This window comes from Marivita sp. (assembly GCF_051251565.1).
Taxonomy (GTDB): Bacteria; Pseudomonadota; Alphaproteobacteria; order Rhodobacterales; family Rhodobacteraceae; genus Marivita.
Genome location: NZ_JBPOFB010000002.1, coordinates 368,228 through 387,380, shown reverse-complemented (window position 1 = coordinate 387,380; position 19,153 = coordinate 368,228). Strand labels below are relative to the sequence as shown.

The following is a 19,153-nucleotide window of genomic DNA, read 5'->3' as shown; positions in this document are numbered from 1 at the left end:
GGGACTGATATGACCACCGATCCAGTGGCCCGCGCGGCAGAGCTGCTCAAGGGTCACCGCAACAGCATCGACCGTCTGGACGCGATCCTCGTGTTCACGCTGGCCGAGCGGTTCAAACACACACAAGCCGTGGGAGAGCTGAAAGCTCAACACGCGCTCCCGCCCTCAGACCCCGCGCGCGAAGCCAACCAGATCGCGCGGCTCGAAGAGCTTGCGGCTCAGGCAGATATTGATCCTGAGTTCGCCAAGAAATTTCTGAATTTCATCATTCAGGAAGTCATCCAACACCACAAACAAAAGCAATCGTGACGGTTTCACCGTCCAACACGACAACCTAGGAGAAGACCAAATGGCTATCAAAATTCGTCTCGCCCGTGGCGGTTCCAAAAAACGCCCCTTCTATCGCATCGTCGCTGCCGACAGCCGCATGCCGCGAGATGGCCGCTTCATCGAAAAGCTGGGAACGTATAACCCGCTCCTGCCGAAAGACAGCGAAGAGCGCGTAAAGATGGACGTTGAGCGCATCCAGTACTGGATGAGCCAAGGCGCCCAGACCACCGACCGTGTGGCGCGCTTCCTCGAAGCCGCTGGCATCGTTGACAAGAAAGCACGCAACAACCCGAAGAAAGCCGCTCCGGGCAAAGCTGCAACCGAACGTGCCGAAGCGAAAGCCGCCAAAGCAGCAGAAGCTGCCGAAGCCGCTGCTGCCCCGGCCGCAGAAGACGCATCCGCAGAATAATCTCGGACTGCCGAACAGATGGCTGGCCCACCCGGCCGTCTGTTCTTGACCCTGCCATGCGGCAGGGCCATTCCCCTTTCTGTCTGATTAATGTCACAACGCATGTGTTGCGTTCGGTCCTTGTCCGCCGGAACAGGGCCGAACACACAGCCTAGCTTGACGCAATCACGGCTTGGCACCATGTGATGGTCCAATACGACACACGCCAAAAGGACCGTTTTATCATGACCGCGCGCCTCGCCACCCTCACCAGTTTTGTCCTTGCACTTGCCGCTCCGGCGTATGCTGCGGGCCCAGTTGACACGACAGCACAGGCCGGGGTGATTTCGCCATCCGTGACACCCGTGCCCACGCGTCCGCAATTGGTGTTCACCCTACGTGGCGGCGTTGCGGCATCGCCCGAGTATTTCGGCTCTGACGACTATGCCGTCGGCCCCGACCTTGGCTTCAGCTTCAACTATCTTGCCCTGCGCAGCGGTCGCAGCTTTGGCAACCCGGACCCGTGGGCTGACCGCATGGGCCTGTCTTTTGGTGGCTCTTTCCGGGTCATTCAGGACCGCAAAACCGACGATTTCGATGAACTGGCTGGCCTTGACGATATCGACGCCGCATTCGAACTTGGCGGCTCGGTCCGGTACGGCGCAGAACATTTTGCCGCGTTTGGCGAAGTCCGCCGCGGCTTTGGTGGTCACGAAGGCTGGGTCGGCGAGATCGGTGCAGACGCCATCGTGCGCCCCACAGAGCGCCTGCAACTGACCTTGGGTCCGCGCCTGTTCTTTGGGGACGACACCTACACAGACACCTATTTCGGCATCACCGCCGATGAAGCCAGCGCCGCGCTGCCCGCCTACGGTCCCGAAGGTGGGATGGTATCGGCTGGCATCGAATTTGGCGCACGTTACCAGATCAACGATGTCTGGGGCCTTGAAGGCGCGGTCACATGGGAGAAATTCACCGATGACGCTGCCGACAGCCCGATCGTCGAACAGGGCAGCGACGAACAATGGGGCATCCGCTTTGGCGTGACCCGTGTCTTTAGCATCGGCGGCTGATCCGCTTTCCGGCAATTGCCTCTGCACACCCATCTGGTTTATCCAGTCGTTCAAATCGACCGGGAGCATGATCGGTGACTGAAAAACTCTGTGTTGGCGCAATTGCCGGGGCCTTTGGCGTCCGGGGGGAAGTGCGGCTGAAAAGCTTCACAGCCATTCCCGAAGACATCGCCTCGTATGCGCCGCTTGAAACCGAAGACGGCGCACGCAGCTTTACTGTCAAGATCACACGCCAGATCAACAACGGCCTCGCGGCGCGCGTGTCCGGTGTGACGACGAAAGAAGCTGCTGACGCCCTGCGCGGCACACAGCTTTTTGTGCCGCGTGACCGGCTTCCCTCACTTCCCGATGATGAATTTTACCACGCCGACCTGATCGGCCTCGAAGTCACCGACACCGGCGGCACGTCTTTGGGAAAAGTCCTTGCCGTGATCAACAACGGCGCGGATGACCTGCTGGAGCTCAGCGCACCGGGACAGAAGCAAACCGTGCTTTTGCCCTTCACCAAGGCCGTGGTGCCCACTGTTGACCTTGCACAGGGTCGCATCGTGGCCGATCCGCCCGAGGGTCTGCTTTCGTGACACTCCGCATCGTCATTCATGCGGGCTTTCACAAAACCGGAACCACCAGCGTCCAATCGATGCTGCGAGAAAACGCTGCACTTCTGACCCCCCATCTGCGCGTGTTTCTCAAAGACGGCTTTGAAGACCTGACCACCAAAGCGCGTGCGTTTTCGATCGACCCCAAAGAAAAGACCCTGTTTCACGTCGCAGACGCCGCAGCCGCGTTTTTTGACGCTCTCGATCCCCAAGATGAACGCCCCATTCTCATGTCCTCCGAAGACCTGTCTGGCCATATGCCGGGACGGCACGGCCTTGAATGCTACGACAGCGCGGGTCTCGTCATGAAATGCCTTGCCGAGGCTGCTTTGGCCCGGTTTGGCGACGACACCGATCTGACCTTCTATTTCTCGACCCGTGACCGCGATCCGTGGCTGCGCAGCACATGGTGGCAGAACCTGCGCAGCACGCGGTTGACAGCTGATTTCGCGGCTTACAGCGCGCAATTCGATGAGGCGCGCAACCTTGATGATATCCTTGCCGAAGTCGCTCAGGACGTGGCTCCGGCCAAGGTCACATCCACCCGGCTTGAGACATCGTCAGACCTGTCGATGGGACCGCTTGATCCGATCCTTGCGCTGTTCACCCTGCCCGGCCTTGACCAAAGCGCCTTGCGCGCCCTGCCGCCAGAAAACGTGCAACCCGACCTTGGGATTGATGCTGTGTTTCTGGCATTGAACCAAAGCGCACTGCCCGAGAAAGATGTGCAGGACGCCAAACGCACAATTCGCAAGATGGCGCGCCGCATCGCACCCTGACCGTCGCCATTGTTTCGCCATGAACTCACCGTTTGTGCGCCACAATTGGGGCGAAGAATTGCCATTCAGCACCGTTACCGTCGCCTATCTGCTCAAATGAGCGCTTGCTGGTGGGTTATGTGAAACGTCGTTTGTTGTTGAGTTTGGCCGCCCTGTCACCGGGAGTGGTCACCATAACGCTTCAGGAATTTGCGGTGTCCCTGGCCTTTATGGCCCTGGGGCTGTTTGGTGCGATTGGCCTCGCGGTGGTGGCTGTGTCTATCTCGCCACAAGTCAAACAGGCCCAGTTTCGCACCGACGCACCCAGCCCATCCTACCCATCATTGGTCCTTACCTCAGCCTTTGCCGACCTTAGACAGAAAGCGCCAGATCCGCTTGTGATACGCGCGACCCTGTACGCGGTGATGACACCCACCATCCAGCCGCCCGGCTTTGTGACCGAGGATGAAAAGGTCGCAATGGTTTTGGCCCAGATCATGGCACGCTGGGGCGAAACCGACCCGATGTCAGTGTCAGACGACCAATCGTGCGAACTTTGGCTTGTGGAACGCCTTATGCGCGCCACCCCGGCAGAAGCAGGCGCACTTGCCGTATATTTCGCGGCACCAAATGCCATGCTCACCATGCGCGACCGGATCGCGCCTCCTGTTACGGCCTGAACTGGCAATCCGCGCCGCAACGGATTAAAGCCATCGTCGTCAGCAAAAGGCAGCCGCGATGGACACCCCGACTTCCCCTCCACAAAAATCCCATGGGCGCAAAACCATCCGCCCGACGCTCAAGCCGCGCGAGTTGATGGAACAGACGCCTGATCTCGCGCGCGTCTGGAAGGCCCAGATCATCACCCTGATGCCTGACGCCTTTCCCGGCATCCTCGGCCAGTCCCTCACGGGACGCGCGCTCAAGGACGGGTTGTGGCAGCTCGACATCATCCAGTTGCGCCAGTTTGGCGAGGGCAAACACCGCAATGTTGATGACACCCCCGCCGGGGGCGGTGCCGGTATGGTCCTGCGCCCCGATATCATGGCCGCCGCCATTGACCATGCCCGCAGACGCATCACGCCGGCCGCCCCGCTGATCTACCTAAGCCCACGCGGAAAACCCTTTACGCAGGCCATGGCGCAAAGCCTTGCCACCGGGCCGGGCGTCAGCTTGATATGTGGCCGCTTTGAAGGGCTCGACCAACGCGTGATCGACCACTACAACATCATCGAAGTCAGCCTTGGGGATTTCGTTCTGACCGGCGGAGAGATCCCGGCACAAGCCATGATCGACGCCAGCGTGCGCCTCTTGCCGGGGGTGCTCGGCAACGAAGCTTCGACAGAAGAAGAAAGCTTTTCCAACGGCTTGCTCGAACATCCCCAATACACCCGCCCCGCTGATTGGCGCGGGATGGAGATCCCGCCTGTCCTGATGTCCGGCCATCACGGCGAAATCGCAAAATGGCGCCGTGCGCAGTCTGAAACACTGACGCAGGACCGACGTCCCGATCTATGGGCCGAACATCAGGCAAAGCCCAAAGCGCGCTAGTCAGATCGAAATCTTCGGCCTCACCTTCACCGACGCGCAACAGCCCCCCGTTGCTTGGCCGACCCTGCCGAACACCCCTTGATTTACGACCTGTGTTCTGGTCTATGGCGCGTGTTCCGGGTGTCAGCTCGGTATGGTGATTCCGTGTGTGCTTCGCACAAGGCCAAACTGTACCCGTCCCGAACGCTGAAAAGACAAAGTCGACCTGATCTCTGGCGGGCGCACCGGTTTAAATCGGACGCGGACCCGAACGAAGACCAAGAGCTCTGAGGCGCGCACATCTTTGCGGACCAACCGCAAGCAGTTTAGGAGAGAAGCGATGAACCTGATCGCTCAGCTAGAGGCGGAACAGATTGCCGCCCTCGGGAAGACCATTCCCGATTTCAAAGCCGGCGACACCATCCGTGTCGGCTATAAAGTGACCGAAGGCACCCGTACCCGTGTCCAGAACTACGAAGGCGTCTGCATCAGCCGTCGTCAGGGTTCCGGCATCGCCGGGTCGTTCACGGTGCGCAAGATTTCCTTTGGCGAAGGCGTGGAACGTGTGTTCCCGCTCTATTCGACCAACATCGACAGCATCGAGGTTGTCCGTCGTGGCCGCGTCCGTCGCGCCAAGCTGTACTACCTCCGCTCGCGTCGCGGCAAATCGGCCCGTATCGCGGAAGACACCACTTACAAGCCCCTCAAGGGCGCAGACGCGTAAGGATTGCCGAGATGAAAAAAGATATCCATCCCGAATACCACGTCATCAACGTCAAAATGACCGATGGCACGATGCTCGAAATGCGCTCCTGCTGGGGCAGCGAAGGTGACACGCTGTCGCTCGACATCGACCCCACAGTGCACCCTGCCTGGACCGGCGCCAACTCGCGCCTCATGGACACAGGTGGCCGGGTGTCCAAGTTCAAAAAGAAATACGAAGGCCTGGGCTTCTAAGCCACCTTCCCACGTATTTTTCAAAAGCCGCTCCAATTGGGGCGGCTTTTTCTTTTCTACCCCCCCAGTTCTTCGCGCAACCCAGCCTGACACCTCTTCCAGCACTTGTTCCTCTTGTCTAAGCTTCGGTGCAACACGGTTTGTGTCGAAAAAAGGACCACCGCCTTGGACATATCCCCGCTCATAGCCGCAGGTCTTTTGTTTGCAGTCTCCACCGTTGTCGGCATGGCGAATGTGGTCAAGATCATCACGATTTACGAAGCAAAACACGAACTGAAGCAGGGATCAGCGGGTTGGATACGGTCGATCTCGGGCTGGACCTTGGTAGTGTTCTGGCTGCTGATCACATGGTTTCTGGCAACAATCATTGGCGATTGGCATATCAGCGGCGATCTTGAGCAAGCGATTGACCGGTCCGCGCTGCGCTTGCAGATCATGCTCGAAATCATGGCCGCGCTTGGGTCCGATTGATGGCACACGGAACAGTCGATCAAACCGACATTCAATGTCCAAGCTGCGGCGGCCAATGCGCATTTGACCCGGCACAGCACGACCTTTTGTGCAGCAGTTGCGGATCATTATGGCCACTGGCAACCGACGACGATCACGAAGCTGCAACCGAATTTCCCTACAATCCCAACGCCCCGATGCCCGAACCCCCAAGCCTGCGGGGCGATCAGGTCCACCAATGCAAAACCTGCGGCGGTGAGGTCATTTTCATAGGCGCTGCCCTGTCTGAAAACTGCCCCTATTGCGACGGTCCTGTCGTCTTGGCGACCGAGGGCACCGCGTTTGCCACAATGGCGCTTGTCCCGTTCCGCATTGACCGCGCCTACGCTGCCGGCGCAATCACCGATTGGGTGAACCGGCGGGTCGCCGCCCCAAACGATTTAACAAAGGTCTCAGCAGAAGGCCGCATTGCAAGCATCTACGCACCCTTTTGGACATTCGATAGCAAAGAAGCGATCGAGTATTGGGCCACCTATCAGGTAGGGTCCGGCAAAAACCGTCGCCGTCGTGGTCGCAAAGGGCGGATCAATATCGATTTCAACGATATGTTGGTACCAGCATCACCGCACGTTACACCATTGATCCGTGACGGTATTCTGCACGACTTCAAACCCAGCTACTTACGACCCTATCAGGCGGGCTATCTCGCAGGCTTTGCGGCTGAGCGTCATCACATGACAGTTCAGGAAGGACTTGACGCCAATGAAGCCGACAAAGACGTCCTCATCCGCAATTTGATCAAAGGCGAGATCGACAAACCTAACCCAAGGGTGGAACGCTACCGCACCGACACCACGGGCATCCAGTACCGGCGCATCTTGCTGCCCGTTTGGATCTTGCACTACACCTATCACGGCACAGCAAAAAAGGTCGTGGTGTCCGGCATTGACGGGCGGACCTTTGGCGAACGTCCGTTTTCACCTTGGAAACTGGCTGGGTTTTCGGCGCTGATCACCGCGCTGACGATGGCATTCGGTCTGGTGTGGGGGGCCACAGGCATACTATAGATATGCGCCGTCGCTGCACCGCTCTCTAACGGATTTCCGCAAACGCCGCATCTCACGTTGCAACCGCTGCCCTGATGCATATAGCTGTCCAAAAGTACGCAAGAGCAGGCGCATGGCACACATCATTGTTGTCGGAAATGAAAAGGGTGGCGCGGGGAAATCGACCGTGTCGATGCATGTGGCAACCGCATTGTCACGCATGGGCCACAAGGTGGGTGCCCTTGACCTCGATCTGCGTCAAAAGACGATGGGCCGCTACATCACCAACCGGACCAAAGCAATGGAAAGCGAAGGGCTGGATCTGCCGACCCCACGCTATCTCGAACTGCCCGAGATCGACCCCGACACGTTGCAACCGGGCGAAAACATCTATGATCACCGCCTGTCCGCCGCCGTGGCCGAGCTTGAACCGGGAAGCGATTTCATCCTGATCGACTGCCCCGGATCGCACACGCGCCTCAGTCAGGTGGCCCATTCGCTGGCAGACACGCTGATCACACCGCTGAATGACAGCTTTGTCGATTTTGATTTGCTCGCCCACACAGACTCGGCCGGAGAAAAGATCGAAGGCCCCTCCGTCTATGCCGAGATGGTGTGGAATGCGCGCCAGTTGCGCGCCCAAGCTGGCCTTCCCCCGATCGATTGGGTTGTCTTGCGCAACCGTCTTGGGGCCCAGCAGATGGTCAACAAGGCCAAGATGGAAAACGCGCTGGATCGCTTGTCCAAACGCATCGGTTTTCGGGTCGCGCCCGGTTTCAACGAACGCGTGATCTTCCGCGAACTTTTCCCGCGCGGGATGACCCTGCTTGATCTCAAGGATGTGGGCGTCAAACAGCTCAATATCTCGAACATCGCCGCGCGGCAGGAATTGCGTGACCTGATCAAGGCGCTCAACCTGCCCGGTGTGACCGTTACATTCTGACCGGCTGGCCAACAGCATGGCGCGGGCTATTTTTGCGCCAAGCAAAGGACAGCCCATGACCGGACCCACCAGAAACGAGCTTTGGTTTCGCCTGATCTTCAGCCTGTTCGGGCTGGTGCTTTTGGCAATCACCATTTGGGTGCGCGGGATCGCCAACGCGGCTGCCTTGGTCGAAGTTGTCGGAATCGCCGGTCTGTTCTTCGGAGGCACGGCGGTGTGGGCCGCGCTTCGACTTTGGTGGCAGCGCGAGTGACTTGCCAAGATCGAAAACGTGGTATCTGATCCAAAGAAAAGGATCTGCCATGCCCGCACCTCTCAATCGGTTCAAAGCCAGTCTTGCTTCAAACACCCCATCGCTCGGCTTTTGGCTTGGCTTTGGCACTGGATACGCAGCTGAAATCGCCGCCCATGCCGGATTTGACTGGCTGCTGATCGACGGAGAGCATTCCCCAAACGATCTGGGCAGCATCAACGAACAACTCTCGGCCTTGTCCGGCCATGACGTGTCACCCATCGTTCGCATCCCGCACAACGATCCTTCGCTGATCAAACAGGTGTTGGATATGGGCGCGCAAACCCTGCTTTGCCCGATGGTCAACAGCGCCGACGACGCCCGTGCCATAGTCAGCGCCATGCGCTATCCGCCTCGGGGCATTCGCGGCGTAGGCCATGTTCTGGGGCGCGCGTCCCATTTCAATGGTATTCCAGATTATATGGACACGGTCGAAGACCAGCTTTGTCTGATCGTACAGGCCGAAACCGTCGCGGCCATGAACGCGCTGGAAGAGATTTGTGCCGTCGACGGTGTGGACGCCGTGTTTGTCGGCCCCGCCGATCTATGCGCCGATATGGGGCTGCTGCCGGAATTCGGCCACCCCGATCTGCGCAAAGCCGTGACCGATGGGCTGAGCCGCATCCGCGCCGCAGGCAAGGCGGCGGGCATTATTGACGGGAACCCCGACTTCATTCAGGCCGATATCGACGCTGGTGCGAATTTTGTCGCATTGGGGGCTGACGTAGTGTTGCTCGCCGATACGATGCGAGGGTTGGTCAAAACGTGGAAGGCCCGGACCTGACGCCCGGACCTTTCCCGTCCTGATAAGCGGTGCAGGGCGGCTAAATCATTCAGCGGGAACCGCGACATGAGGTACACTGCGCCGGGTGAAATGCTGGTGGTTCAGACGCAGCACAAGCCCAATGGCGACGATCTGCGCAACAATCGCAATGCCTGTCACACCCCAATAGGCGATCCCGAACGCGTCGATTGCACCAGCAGCCACCAGCCCCTTGTTGACGAAAAAGTGGATCATCACCGACAAGGCCACCGCAGGACATACCAGCGCATAGGATCCCGGTGACGTTTTTGACCCGATCACGAAGTCGCTGAAATAGCCCTGACGCCCCATCACAACCGCACCCAGCAGCAGGAACACCACCTGGATAGACAACAGGCGTGCGAGAAAGATCATCGTCTCACCGGCCTGAACATGGGTGTCAAAGGCAACATGCAGACCGTGGCTTTGACGCAGGAACAGGATGCCCAGAACCGTCACAATCGGAACGATGATCATCAAGGTCGGGCCCGATTCGCGCGCGGTGCCATGCTGAAGCATCGACGCAAACGCGGTGGTTGCTGCAATCACCGTGTACAGGATTGCCGCAACTCCAAAGAAGGTCGACAGCATCAGGGCCACAGCCACCGTGGTCGCAGAGGTGCTCATCGCGGCAGGCGCGGCAAAGCCAACACCGACCATCGCGATGCTGAACGCAGGCAGCAATTGCGCGAACGAATTATGCGCGGTCACGTCAAACACGCCACCTGTGGACAGGACACGCCCAAGGAACGCTCCGATCATGCGGAAGGCCAGTGCGCCGATGGCGGCAAACGCAATGAGCGCCAGCGGAAACAGGTATTCGACCACGCTCCAAAGCTGCGGCACAAAGACCAGCCCGACGATGAACATCGCGTTCACGCTCATGGCGAGGGCCAAGGGCATGGCCAGCAATGTCGCCTCGGCATTCGTCGCGCGCAGGGCCGTGTAGGCATCGGTTTTCTTGAAGGCGGACAGCGCCTGAAGGTTCCAGATCAGCGATTTGATGTTGAGAACCGCAAAGGCCGCGATTCCGAACAGCGCCAGAACGATGGCGGCTTGCAAAGGCATGCCGCCGTTGCCGAACGCAGCGACAATATCCTCAAACACCGGAACCGGTTGCCCCGGATGCGGCACCCAGAACATAAGGGCCATGAAAAACGTCACCGTGATGCCCCCGGCCCCAAGCGAAGCCAGAAAGTAAAGTGGCGAATAGCTGTCAGCGGGTCTGGTTGCGGGATGATCCACGATGTTTCTCCTTACATTCTATATTTGGAATATATATACATTCCGTTTTCGGAATGTAAAGGAATATCTCGTCCCTGCCGCGCCTCCGAACCTGATGCGCACAGGCCCCTCGCAATATCTTGTGGATAATCTCCTAACGTTTACCACATACGGAACCAAACCGTTGACTCAGCGCCAACGCCCGCGACACACTGTCGATCAACTTGGGAATCAGGCAGGCTACAAAGGTGCGCTTTTCCAAACTTCGTTTGACGGGCTTCAAAAGCTTCGTTGACCCCACCGATCTGATCATCGCCGATGGTCTGACCGGCGTTGTGGGGCCAAATGGCTGTGGGAAATCCAACCTTCTCGAAGCGCTGCGCTGGGTCATGGGCGAAAACCGCCCCACCGCGATGCGTGGTGGCGGTATGGAAGACGTGATATTTGCCGGGGCCGCCACCCGTCCCGCCCGCAATTTTGCCGAAGTATCGATCCAGATCGACAATTCCGACCGACTGGCCCCCGCAGGCTTTAACGATCAGGATCAGCTCGACATCGTGCGCCGCATCACCCGCGACGTCGGCAGCGCCTATAAGGCCAATGGCAAGGACACCCGCGCCCGCGATGTTCAGATGCTGTTTGCCGATGCCTCCACCGGGGCGCATTCGCCAGCCTTGGTCCGACAAGGCCAGATCAGCGAGTTGATCAACGCCAAACCGAAGAACCGCCGCCGAATCCTTGAAGAGGCGGCCGGCATTTCCGGCCTCTACCAGCGGCGCCACGAGGCAGAACTGAAGCTCAAGAACACCGAAGCGAACCTGCTGCGCGTCGATGACGTGATCGAACAGCTTGCTGCACAGCTCGCGCAGCTCGCCCGCCAAGCCCGGCAAGCCGCCCGCTACCGCGCCATTGGCGAAGAGCTGCGCCACGCCGAGGGCTTGCTGCTCTATCGCCGTTGGAAAGACGCCGATGTCGCCCGCGCCGAGGCAGACGCCCAATTGCGCGAACGCACCACCGATGCCGCCCGCGCCGAAACCGCCGCGCGCGAGGCGACCAAGGCCCGCGAACAGGCCGATGCGGCGCTTCCTCCCTTCCGCGAAGAAGCCGCCATCGCCGCAGCAATCGTGCAACGCCTGACTCTCCAGCGCGATACCCTGTCCGAACAGGAACGCCGCGCCGAGGACGCAATCCAGACCCTCACCCGCCGCATCGAACAGATGACCAAGGACATGGACCGCGAAAGCGGACTGAACCGGGATGCGGGCGAAACCATCCAACAGCTTGAATGGGAAGCCCGCGAACTCGAGAAAGCCGCCGACGGTCATGACGACAAACTCGCCGCCGCGATTGAAGCCGCCCGCGAAGCTGGTGCTGTCTTGCAAACCCGCGAAGCCGATCTGAGCCAGAAAACCGAAGACGTCGCGCGCCTTGCCGCCCGCCACCAATCGGCGCATCGTCTGTTGTCCGACAGCCAGAAAATGCTCGACCGCAACGAGGCCGACGCCCAGCGCGCCCGCGACGCCATGCTCGCTGCGAAAAAGACCCTGACCGACGCCAAGGACACCGCAGCCCAAGCCGCAACCGAACAGAACGCGTCCCGCGATCTGGCAGATCGTGCTGATCAGGTCCTGACCGAAGCCGAAGCCGCCCGCGCCGAAACCCAATCCCGCGAAGCCGATGCCCGCGCCGAACGTTCCGAGGCCGAAGGCGAGATGAACGCTCTGAGCGCCGAGACCACAGCATTGGCCCGCCTGCTGGATCGTGACACCGCCGAAGGGGGGCAGATTCTGGATCGCTTGCAGGTGGAGCAGGGCTTTGAAAAGGCCCTTGGTGCCGCCCTTGCCGACGATCTGCGCGCACCTGAGGTGGATGGCGACGGCCCAACCGGCTGGACCGCCCTGCCCCGCTACGACACCGATCAACCGCTGCCCAGCGGGGTGACGCCGCTCACCAATCACGTCTCTGTGCCGGATGTTCTGGAACGTCGCATGGCCCAGATCGGTCTGGCCGATGCCGAAGATGCGACGCGCCTGCAACCGCTGCTCAAGCCCGGTCAACGTCTGGTCAGCCTCGAAGGTGATCTGTGGCGCTGGGACGGGTATCGCGCCTGGGCCGAAGACGCGCCATCGGCAGCAGCCCTGCGTTTGGAACAACTGAACCGCCTTGAATCGCTGAAACAGGAAACCGCTGGCGCATCCGCCCGTGTCGATGGCGCACGTGCCGCGCATGAAAGTCTGACGCACCGGCTCAATGATCTGGCACAGGCCGAAAAAGCCGCACGTCAGGCGCGCCGCGATGCGGATGCGTCGGTGACCGACGCCGCCCGCAAACTCAGCCGCGCAGAGGCGGACCGCGACATGGCCGAAGGCAAGCTGGAAAGCCTGTCGCTCTCGGTATCCCGCTACGAAGACGAAGCAACGACCGCGCGTGCACAGCTGCTCGATGCGCAACGCGCCGTGGCCGATCTCGAAGATCTCGACACCGCCCGCGCCGAAGTCGAAGACCTCAAGATGACGGTCGAAGCAGCGCGCATGACCATGATGGCACGGCGATCTGCACAAGACGAATTGCGCCGCGAAGGCGATGCGCGCAAAGCCCGATCACAGCAGGTCACCAAAGACCTGAGCGGCTGGCGTCACCGTCTGGACACTGCCGAAAAGCGCAGCACCGAGTTGGCGGAACGTCGCTCTGCTGCACAAGCCGAACTCGACGCAGCCGCCAACACACCGGCCGAGCTTGCCGCCCAGCGCGAAACCCTTGGCCACGAGATCACCCAAGCCGGGGCCCGCAAGGCCAATGCGGACGATGCGCTGTCGACAGGCGAAGCCGCCCTGCGCAGCGCCGATCAAATCGAACGGGACGCAGAACGCAAAGCCTCCGAAGCGCGCGAAGCCCGCGCCCGTTCCGAGGCCCGCGCCGAAGCTGCCCGCGAGGCTGTAAACGCTGCCGCCGAACGCATCGCCGAAGATCAGGAAACAAGCCCAACGCATCTTTTGCAGCACCTGGGCGCGGACCCCGACAATCTGCCAAAAGCCGAAGCGATCGACGCCGATGTGAACCGCCTGAAACGGCAGCGTGATGCGCTGGGTGCCGTGAACCTGCGTGCCGAAGAAGACGCCCGCGAGGTGCAGGACGAACACGACACGTTACTGGCCGAAAAGCACGACCTCGAAGAGGCGGTAAAGACGCTGCGCTCTGGCATCAACAGCCTCAACCGCGAAGGCCGTGAACGCCTGCTGACCGCGTTTGAACAGGTGAACAGCAATTTCTCTTTGCTGTTCACGCACCTCTTTGGCGGCGGCGAAGCCAGCCTTGTCATGGTCGAAAGCGACGATCCTCTTGAAGCCGGGCTTGAAATCATGTGCCAACCGCCTGGCAAGAAACTCTCGACGCTGTCGCTGCTGTCAGGTGGCGAACAGACCCTGACGGCGATGGCGCTGATCTTTGCGGTCTTCCTTGCGAACCCCGCACCGATCTGCGTGCTCGACGAAGTGGATGCCCCGCTGGACGATGCCAACGTCACCCGCTTTTGCGACCTGCTGGACGAAATGTGCCGCCGGACGGAGACGCGTTTTCTCATCATCACCCACCACGCCGTCACCATGTCGCGCATGGACCGCCTGTTCGGCGTGACCATGCAGGAACAGGGCGTCAGCCAGCTTGTCTCGGTCGATCTGAAAAAAGCCGAACGCATGGTCGCGTAAAGTTGTGTCTGCGGTGAACGGCTTTGGCGCTAGACTGGTCAAATGATCCGGTTTGCCCTTGCTCTTTGTCTGCTACCGATACCCCTTGCCGCCCAGCAATGGGCCCCTCGGGACAGCGATGTCCTGTTCGAGCAGGCTGCACTTGACGCCTTGCTGCGCGGCGCGACCATCACATTTTTCGATGACGGGCAGTCGCAGTTTTTTGAAGACGGACGGTATACATATACCTATGCGAACGACGGCGGGACGGGATACGGGTACTTCACCGTTGAAAACGACAGCACGATCTGCATCGATTTCGTCACCGGCGCGGCGCGTTGCGATCTTTATGTGCGGGACGATCAAGGGCGCTTGATCGTCATAACAGACAGCGGTGATCGCTTTCCAACGCGACCCTAAATGATACAACCCTTATCCTCTGATACATTGTTGCGCACAACCCATGCGAGTTATCCTCACCTGCATCCACAAGATGTCGGCCGATCTTCGCTTAACTTAACGATCTGATCATATCCCTTACGTGAATATTAACTCTTTATTATCCTATAAGACGGGACTCTGGGGCATCCACCCACTCCGCGGAAAGACAGGTTGCGTTGCATGTATGTGTTGATTGTTCAAAACAACGCCAAGCTTGGCCAGTTGTGGCAACGCCACCTAGAGCGGCATGGCCACGTTGTGGACATAGCGTTGGATCAGGATACCGCGACCGACAAACTGGCCTCGCAGTTCTATTCAATCCTGATCCTTGATGTCATTCTGGATCAAGGCAGCGCCATTGCCGTGGCCGATTATGCCAGCTACCGCCACCCGGATGCCCGCGTGATTTTCGTCACCAATTCCAGCTTTTTCTCCGATGGCTCCATCTTCCAGCTATGTTCGAACGCTTGCGCCTTTGTGCCCAGCGCGACCCAGCCAGACGACCTGACCGCAATGGTCGAACATTACGCCAAGGCGCATTAGGCTGCTGGCAGATGGTCCCGATCCTGCGGCGCATCGAACTCAAGGCGCGGGTTGATCGGAATGATCCGATTCGGGTTTATGGTTTCATGGCTAAAATGGTAGTGCCGGACGATGTGATCCAGATTGACCGTTTCCGCCACACCCGGCCATCGATACAGCGCGCGCGTATAGGCCCACAGGTTTGGATAGTCGACAATCCGGCGCAGGTTGCATTTGAAATGCAGGTGATACACCGCGTCAAACCGCACCAGCGTGGTGAACAGCCGCCAATCCGCCTCGGTGATCTGTGACCCCATCAGGTATCGCTGCGTCGAAAGCCGCTCTTCCAACCAGTCAAGAGAGTCGAACAACGGCACCACAGCCGCGTCATAGGCGTCTTGTGTGGTGGCAAAACCAGATTTGTAGACGCCATTGTTGACCGTGTCATAAATCCGGTCATTCACCGGCGCGATCTCTTCGCGCAGCGCTTCGGGCCAATAGTCATCCGTGTTGCCGGTGATCCCATCAAACGCCGAATTCAACATGCGGATGATCTCAGAGCTTTCGTTCGACACGATGGTCTCGTGCTTTGTGTCCCACAGGATCGGCACCGTCACCCGACCGGATATCCCCGCATCGGCCTTGATGTAAATGTCCCGCGCAAAGGGCAGGCCGTAAAGCGTATCGCCCGTGGCCCCCGGATACTCTGTGCCAAAGCTCCACCCATCGCCAAGCATATCGGGGTGCACAACCGACACCCTGATATGCGGTTTCAGGCCCTTGATCGCGCGAAAGATCAGCGTGCGATGCGCCCAAGGGCACGCAAGGCTGACATACAGATGATAGCGCCCCGACTCTGCCGGGAACCCGCCGTCACCAGACGGCCCGGCGCTGCCATCTGCGGTGATCCAGTTGCGAAACGTGGCCGTGCTGCGCTTGAACGCACCGCCAGAGCTTTTGGTGTCGTACCATTGATCTTTCCAAACGCCGTCCACCAACAATCCCATGTCTCGCTCCTTTTGTGTTCACGCCATCCAGATAGACCGCGACAGCGAGGCGCAAAACACCCACGCCCGCGCAGAAAGGTACGGGTTTGCGCACATGACCCGCAACAAGCAGCACCACGACCATTCAACACACCGCCTGCGCGCACCGTATTGTCCCCTCCCGAATGATCTGATTTGGAAAGCCCATGCTCAACGCCCTCATCCTTGCTGTTGTCGTCTTGTTCGGTGCGATCCTGATCTGGCCTCGCGTCGCAAATGCGATCCTGTGGCGGGCCACGATCACACCCCTTGCGTCGATCATCGGCAGCGGTTTTCTGGTGTTGGGGCCCATCCTGGATGTCAGCTATGGCGGTCTCGCGCCGCTTGTGATGATCGGCCTTTGCGCCATCGCCTATCTCTTCGGCGGGGCGATCCGTTTCAACATCGCCGACATCGACACACAGCCAAATCCGACTCCCTTGGTGGCCCTGCTGGAAACGGTCGCCTCGTTTGTGCTGGCCTTCGCTTTTGTCGTGTCCGTGGCCTACTATCTTAACCTGTTCGGCGCCTTCGGGGTGAGTCTGACGAACCTCGACGATCGGTTTCACGCCAACTTGCTGACCACGGCGGTGTTCGTGCTAATCCTGTTCACCGGCCTGACACGCGGTTTTTCCGCTCTCGAACGGATGGAGCAGGTGTCGGTTGGTCTGAAACTGGCGATCATCGCGGGCCTGATTTTCGGCCTCGCCGTACATTTTGGACAAGCCACCGGCGCAGGCGCCTTGCAGTTTGACGCCCCCCAGATCACCGGATGGGCGGGCATCACGCTCATGGCGGGGTTGATCGTCACGGTCCAAGGGTTCGAGACTTCGCGCTATCTGGGCGCAACATACGATGCCCAAACGCGCATCCACTCCATGCGGCTGGCACAAGGGATCTCCACGGGTATTTACTGCGTCTATATCGTGCTTTTGACCTACGCGGTCCGATCCGATCCAAATGCGCTGAATGAGACGGCCATCATAGACCTGATGCAGGTGGTGGCCCCGATCCTGCCGCTACTGCTGGTGACAGCCGCCCTAAGTGCCCAGTTCAGCGCAGCAATCGCTGACACAAGCGGTTCGGGCGGCCTGATTGCCGAGGTCACCAAAGGCCGCATCACCGAAAAACCCGCCTATGTCGGTCTGATCGGCATCGGTCTTTTCCTCACATGGTCTGCCAATATCTTTGAGATCATCAGCTACGCATCGCGGGCCTTTGCCCTGTACTACGCCATCCAATCTGCCATCGCCGCCCTGCGCGCAGCCCGTCGGAGGCTGCTTGTGCAAACCGCCCTGTTTACCCTTCTTGCCGCATTGGGAAGCGCGATTGCCCTGATCGGAACCCCCGTCGAATGAACCGAGGGCCTTGGCCGCGCGTGCCTCAGTCCCCCGGTCACCACACACACAACACCTTTTTTTGCTGCTCAACTTGGCTTCTGGCCCGGTCCAAGGTAGAGGTCGCGCGAACCAAGGACACGGGTGCGACCCCCGGCTGGCTTTTCAGCCGCCATTCCGCCGAACACCCCATCGACACAAAACACCATCAAAGACCGCGTGACCGTTCTGCGGCCTAGGGCAAAGACCTATTCATGATCTCATTCGCAAAATACCAGCACCAATGGACCCATAACATACGGGGCGATCTTCTGTCTGGCCTCGTGGTCGCCTTGGCCCTGATCCCCGAGGCCATTGCCTTTTCGATCATCGCAGGTGTCGATCCCAAGGTCGGGCTGTACGCGTCGTTCTCGATCGCCGTGATCACCGCGATCACTGGCGGGCGCCCCGGCATGATCTCAGCCGCCACGGCGGCCACCGCCGTTCTGATGGTGACGCTGGTGCGGGATCACGGGCTGGAATACCTGCTCGCGGCCACAGTGCTTGCGGGGCTGCTCCAGATCGCGGCGGGGTTCCTAAGGCTGGGCTATGTCATGCGCTTTGTCTCGAAATCTGTGATGACCGGGTTTGTGAACGCACTGGCCATCCTGATCTTTCTGGCCCAATTGCCCGAACTCGATCCGACCAAAGTCCCGCCCCTGACCTATGCGCTGGTGGCGGCGGGGCTGGCGATCATCTACCTCTTCCCGCGCGTGACCAAAGCGATCCCGTCGCCACTTGTGACGATCATTGTCCTGACGGCCCTTGTGGTTGCCATGGGCTGGGATGTACGCACCGTCGGCGATATGGGCGATCTGCCCGATACGCTCCCGATCTTTCTGATCCCGGACATCCCGCTCACCTTCGAAACGCTCCAGATCATCTTCCCCTACTCGGTCGCCGTGGCTGTTGTCGGCCTTCTCGAAAGCCTGATGACGCAGCAGATTGTCGATGACCTCACCGACACCACATCCAACCGCAATCAAGAATGTATCGGTCAGGGCCTCGCCAACACCGCCACCGGCTTTATCGGCGGCATGGCGGGCTGTGCCATGATCGGGCAATCCATCATCAACGTAAAATCCGGTGGGCGCGGACGTTTGTCCAGCTTTGTCGCCGGCGTCTTCCTGTTGATCCTTGTTGTGGTACTTGGCGATATCGTGGCGATCATCCCGATGGCGGCCCTTGTGGCAATCATGATCATGGTCTCCATCGGAACGTTCTCATGGTCCTCGATCAAGAACCTGCGCGATCATCCCCGGTCGTCCTCCATCGTGATGCTGGCAACGGTGTTCTTCGTGATCTACACGCACAACCTTGCCATCGGCGTTCTCGTGGGTGTGCTGCTCTCAGGCATCTTCTTTGCGTGGAAAATCTCGCAACTCTTCCGTGTGCGATCATCCATCACGCCAGACGGCAACCACCGCACCTACACCATCGAAGGCCAGCTGTTCTTTGCCTCGTCCGAAGATTTCATGAAGGCCTTTGACTTCCGGGAAGCCCCCGAAAAAGTCACCATTGACCTCAGCCGCGCCCATATCTGGGACATTTCATCGGTTGCAGCGCTGGACATGGCCGTGCTCAAATTCCGCCGCGAAGGGGCCGAGGTTGAATTGATCGACCTGAACGAGGCGTCCGAAACCATCGTTGACCGGCTTGCCATGCACGACAAGCCCGATGCGATGGATCAACTTCTGGGCCACTAGAGAGGCAC

21 protein-coding genes are annotated in these 19,153 nt (G+C 59.6%); 19 read left to right on the top strand and 2 right to left on the bottom strand.

What is annotated here, in order from left to right; all coding sequences use genetic code 11:
• Window positions 1–9 precede the first annotated feature (9 nt).
• The 14 genes from ACSHXH_RS04400 (at window position 10) to ACSHXH_RS04335 (ending at window position 9,150) form a co-directional block, all read left to right on the top strand.
• Complete coding sequence (locus ACSHXH_RS04400) at window positions 10–309, top strand: chorismate mutase (RefSeq protein WP_435670552.1); 300 nt, start codon at window positions 10–12, stop codon at window positions 307–309.
• Window positions 310–349: 40 nt separating this feature from the next.
• Entirely contained in the window at window positions 350–739 is a 390-nt protein-coding gene (gene rpsP / locus ACSHXH_RS04395; protein WP_435670551.1) for a 30S ribosomal protein S16, read from the top strand.
• Window positions 740–963: 224 nt separating this feature from the next.
• Window positions 964–1,791 carry a MipA/OmpV family protein gene (locus ACSHXH_RS04390; protein ID WP_435670550.1) on the top strand — a complete coding sequence of 276 codons (828 nt, stop codon included), beginning with the start codon at window positions 964–966 and terminating at the stop codon, window positions 1,789–1,791.
• A 74-nt stretch (window positions 1,792–1,865) separates the two neighbouring features.
• Window positions 1,866–2,372 carry a ribosome maturation factor RimM gene (rimM, locus tag ACSHXH_RS04385; RefSeq protein WP_435670549.1) on the top strand — a complete coding sequence of 169 codons (507 nt, stop codon included), beginning with the start codon at window positions 1,866–1,868 and terminating at the stop codon, window positions 2,370–2,372.
• The gene (locus tag ACSHXH_RS04380) at window positions 2,369–3,169 is read left to right on the top strand and encodes a hypothetical protein (protein ID WP_435670548.1); all 801 of its coding nucleotides are present in this window, start codon (window positions 2,369–2,371) and stop codon (window positions 3,167–3,169) included. The genes rimM and ACSHXH_RS04380 overlap by 4 nt, the downstream gene beginning before the upstream one ends.
• Before the next feature lie 110 nt (window positions 3,170–3,279).
• On the top strand, window positions 3,280–3,828 hold the full coding sequence (locus ACSHXH_RS04375; protein ID WP_435670547.1) for a hypothetical protein: 549 nt from the start codon (window positions 3,280–3,282) through the stop codon (window positions 3,826–3,828).
• Window positions 3,829–3,886: 58 nt separating this feature from the next.
• Entirely contained in the window at window positions 3,887–4,699 is an 813-nt protein-coding gene (trmD, locus tag ACSHXH_RS04370; protein WP_435670546.1) for a tRNA (guanosine(37)-N1)-methyltransferase TrmD, read from the top strand.
• A gap of 319 nt (window positions 4,700–5,018) precedes the next feature.
• On the top strand, window positions 5,019–5,402 hold the full coding sequence (gene rplS / locus ACSHXH_RS04365; protein WP_435670545.1) for a 50S ribosomal protein L19: 384 nt from the start codon (window positions 5,019–5,021) through the stop codon (window positions 5,400–5,402).
• An 11-nt stretch (window positions 5,403–5,413) separates the two neighbouring features.
• On the top strand, window positions 5,414–5,635 hold the full coding sequence (gene rpmE / locus ACSHXH_RS04360; protein WP_435670544.1) for a 50S ribosomal protein L31: 222 nt from the start codon (window positions 5,414–5,416) through the stop codon (window positions 5,633–5,635).
• Between the two features lie 165 nt (window positions 5,636–5,800).
• Entirely contained in the window at window positions 5,801–6,106 is a 306-nt protein-coding gene (locus ACSHXH_RS04355) for a hypothetical protein (protein ID WP_435670543.1), read from the top strand.
• A complete protein-coding gene (locus ACSHXH_RS04350; protein ID WP_435670542.1) occupies window positions 6,106–7,152 on the top strand; it encodes a hypothetical protein in 1,047 nt (348 codons plus the stop codon). Before ACSHXH_RS04355 ends, ACSHXH_RS04350 begins: the two co-directional genes overlap by 1 nt.
• A gap of 112 nt (window positions 7,153–7,264) precedes the next feature.
• Window positions 7,265–8,074: a division plane positioning ATPase MipZ gene (locus ACSHXH_RS04345; RefSeq protein WP_435670541.1), complete on the top strand. Its 810-nt coding sequence runs from the start codon at window positions 7,265–7,267 to the stop codon at window positions 8,072–8,074.
• A 55-nt stretch (window positions 8,075–8,129) separates the two neighbouring features.
• Window positions 8,130–8,327, top strand: coding sequence for a hypothetical protein (locus ACSHXH_RS04340; protein ID WP_435670540.1), 198 nt, complete (start codon window positions 8,130–8,132; stop codon window positions 8,325–8,327).
• 49 nt (window positions 8,328–8,376) lie between these two features.
• Window positions 8,377–9,150: an HpcH/HpaI aldolase family protein gene (locus tag ACSHXH_RS04335; protein WP_435670539.1), complete on the top strand. Its 774-nt coding sequence runs from the start codon at window positions 8,377–8,379 to the stop codon at window positions 9,148–9,150.
• A 45-nt stretch (window positions 9,151–9,195) separates the two neighbouring features.
• On the opposite strand, the gene ACSHXH_RS04330 is transcribed toward ACSHXH_RS04335, so the two are convergent.
• Window positions 9,196–10,413, bottom strand: a complete 1,218-nt coding sequence (locus ACSHXH_RS04330) for a TsoY family (seleno)protein (protein WP_435670538.1) — start codon at window positions 10,411–10,413, stop codon at window positions 9,196–9,198.
• Between the two features lie 227 nt (window positions 10,414–10,640).
• On the opposite strand from ACSHXH_RS04330, the gene smc reads away from it, so the two are divergent.
• The 3 genes from smc (at window position 10,641) to ACSHXH_RS04315 (ending at window position 15,059) form a co-directional block, all read left to right on the top strand.
• Window positions 10,641–14,096, top strand: a complete 3,456-nt coding sequence (gene smc, locus ACSHXH_RS04325) for a chromosome segregation protein SMC (RefSeq protein ID WP_435670537.1) — start codon at window positions 10,641–10,643, stop codon at window positions 14,094–14,096.
• A gap of 42 nt (window positions 14,097–14,138) precedes the next feature.
• Entirely contained in the window at window positions 14,139–14,495 is a 357-nt protein-coding gene (locus ACSHXH_RS04320; RefSeq protein ID WP_435670536.1) for a hypothetical protein, read from the top strand.
• Window positions 14,496–14,696: 201 nt separating this feature from the next.
• The gene (locus ACSHXH_RS04315; protein WP_435670535.1) at window positions 14,697–15,059 is read left to right on the top strand and encodes a hypothetical protein; all 363 of its coding nucleotides are present in this window, start codon (window positions 14,697–14,699) and stop codon (window positions 15,057–15,059) included.
• Here the strand turns inward: ACSHXH_RS04315 and ACSHXH_RS04310 are convergent.
• A complete protein-coding gene (locus ACSHXH_RS04310) occupies window positions 15,056–16,045 on the bottom strand; it encodes a glutathione S-transferase family protein (protein WP_435670534.1) in 990 nt (329 codons plus the stop codon). The two genes, ACSHXH_RS04315 and ACSHXH_RS04310, sit on opposite strands and share 4 nt — an antisense overlap.
• Window positions 16,046–16,230: 185 nt before the next feature.
• Here ACSHXH_RS04310 and ACSHXH_RS04305 point away from each other — a divergent pair, with 185 nt between their 5' ends.
• Window positions 16,231–17,421, top strand: a complete 1,191-nt coding sequence (locus ACSHXH_RS04305) for a hypothetical protein (protein WP_435670533.1) — start codon at window positions 16,231–16,233, stop codon at window positions 17,419–17,421.
• A gap of 233 nt (window positions 17,422–17,654) precedes the next feature.
• Entirely contained in the window at window positions 17,655–19,145 is a 1,491-nt protein-coding gene (locus ACSHXH_RS04300; protein ID WP_435670532.1) for a SulP family inorganic anion transporter, read from the top strand.
• Window positions 19,146–19,153: the final 8 nt, after the last annotated feature.

What these genes read in the sequence shown, in the direction of transcription:
- ACSHXH_RS04400 (WP_435670552.1), top strand. Translation starts at nt 10, where the DNA reads ATGACCACCGATCCAGTGGCCCGCGCGGCAGAGCTGCTCAAGGGTCAC.
- rpsP (WP_435670551.1), top strand. Translation starts at nt 350, where the DNA reads ATGGCTATCAAAATTCGTCTCGCCCGTGGCGGTTCCAAAAAACGCCCC.
- ACSHXH_RS04390 (WP_435670550.1), top strand. Translation starts at nt 964, where the DNA reads ATGACCGCGCGCCTCGCCACCCTCACCAGTTTTGTCCTTGCACTTGCC.
- trmD (WP_435670546.1), top strand. Translation starts at nt 3,887, where the DNA reads ATGGACACCCCGACTTCCCCTCCACAAAAATCCCATGGGCGCAAAACC.
- rplS (WP_435670545.1), top strand. Translation starts at nt 5,019, where the DNA reads ATGAACCTGATCGCTCAGCTAGAGGCGGAACAGATTGCCGCCCTCGGG.
- rpmE (WP_435670544.1), top strand. Translation starts at nt 5,414, where the DNA reads ATGAAAAAAGATATCCATCCCGAATACCACGTCATCAACGTCAAAATG.
- ACSHXH_RS04350 (WP_435670542.1), top strand. Translation starts at nt 6,106, where the DNA reads ATGGCACACGGAACAGTCGATCAAACCGACATTCAATGTCCAAGCTGC.
- ACSHXH_RS04345 (WP_435670541.1), top strand. Translation starts at nt 7,265, where the DNA reads ATGGCACACATCATTGTTGTCGGAAATGAAAAGGGTGGCGCGGGGAAA.
- ACSHXH_RS04340 (WP_435670540.1), top strand. Translation starts at nt 8,130, where the DNA reads ATGACCGGACCCACCAGAAACGAGCTTTGGTTTCGCCTGATCTTCAGC.
- ACSHXH_RS04335 (WP_435670539.1), top strand. Translation starts at nt 8,377, where the DNA reads ATGCCCGCACCTCTCAATCGGTTCAAAGCCAGTCTTGCTTCAAACACC.
- ACSHXH_RS04320 (WP_435670536.1), top strand. Translation starts at nt 14,139, where the DNA reads ATGATCCGGTTTGCCCTTGCTCTTTGTCTGCTACCGATACCCCTTGCC.
- ACSHXH_RS04315 (WP_435670535.1), top strand. Translation starts at nt 14,697, where the DNA reads ATGTATGTGTTGATTGTTCAAAACAACGCCAAGCTTGGCCAGTTGTGG.
- ACSHXH_RS04310 (WP_435670534.1), bottom strand. Translation starts at nt 16,045, where the DNA reads ATGGGATTGTTGGTGGACGGCGTTTGGAAAGATCAATGGTACGACACC.
- ACSHXH_RS04305 (WP_435670533.1), top strand. Translation starts at nt 16,231, where the DNA reads ATGCTCAACGCCCTCATCCTTGCTGTTGTCGTCTTGTTCGGTGCGATC.
- ACSHXH_RS04300 (WP_435670532.1), top strand. Translation starts at nt 17,655, where the DNA reads ATGATCTCATTCGCAAAATACCAGCACCAATGGACCCATAACATACGG.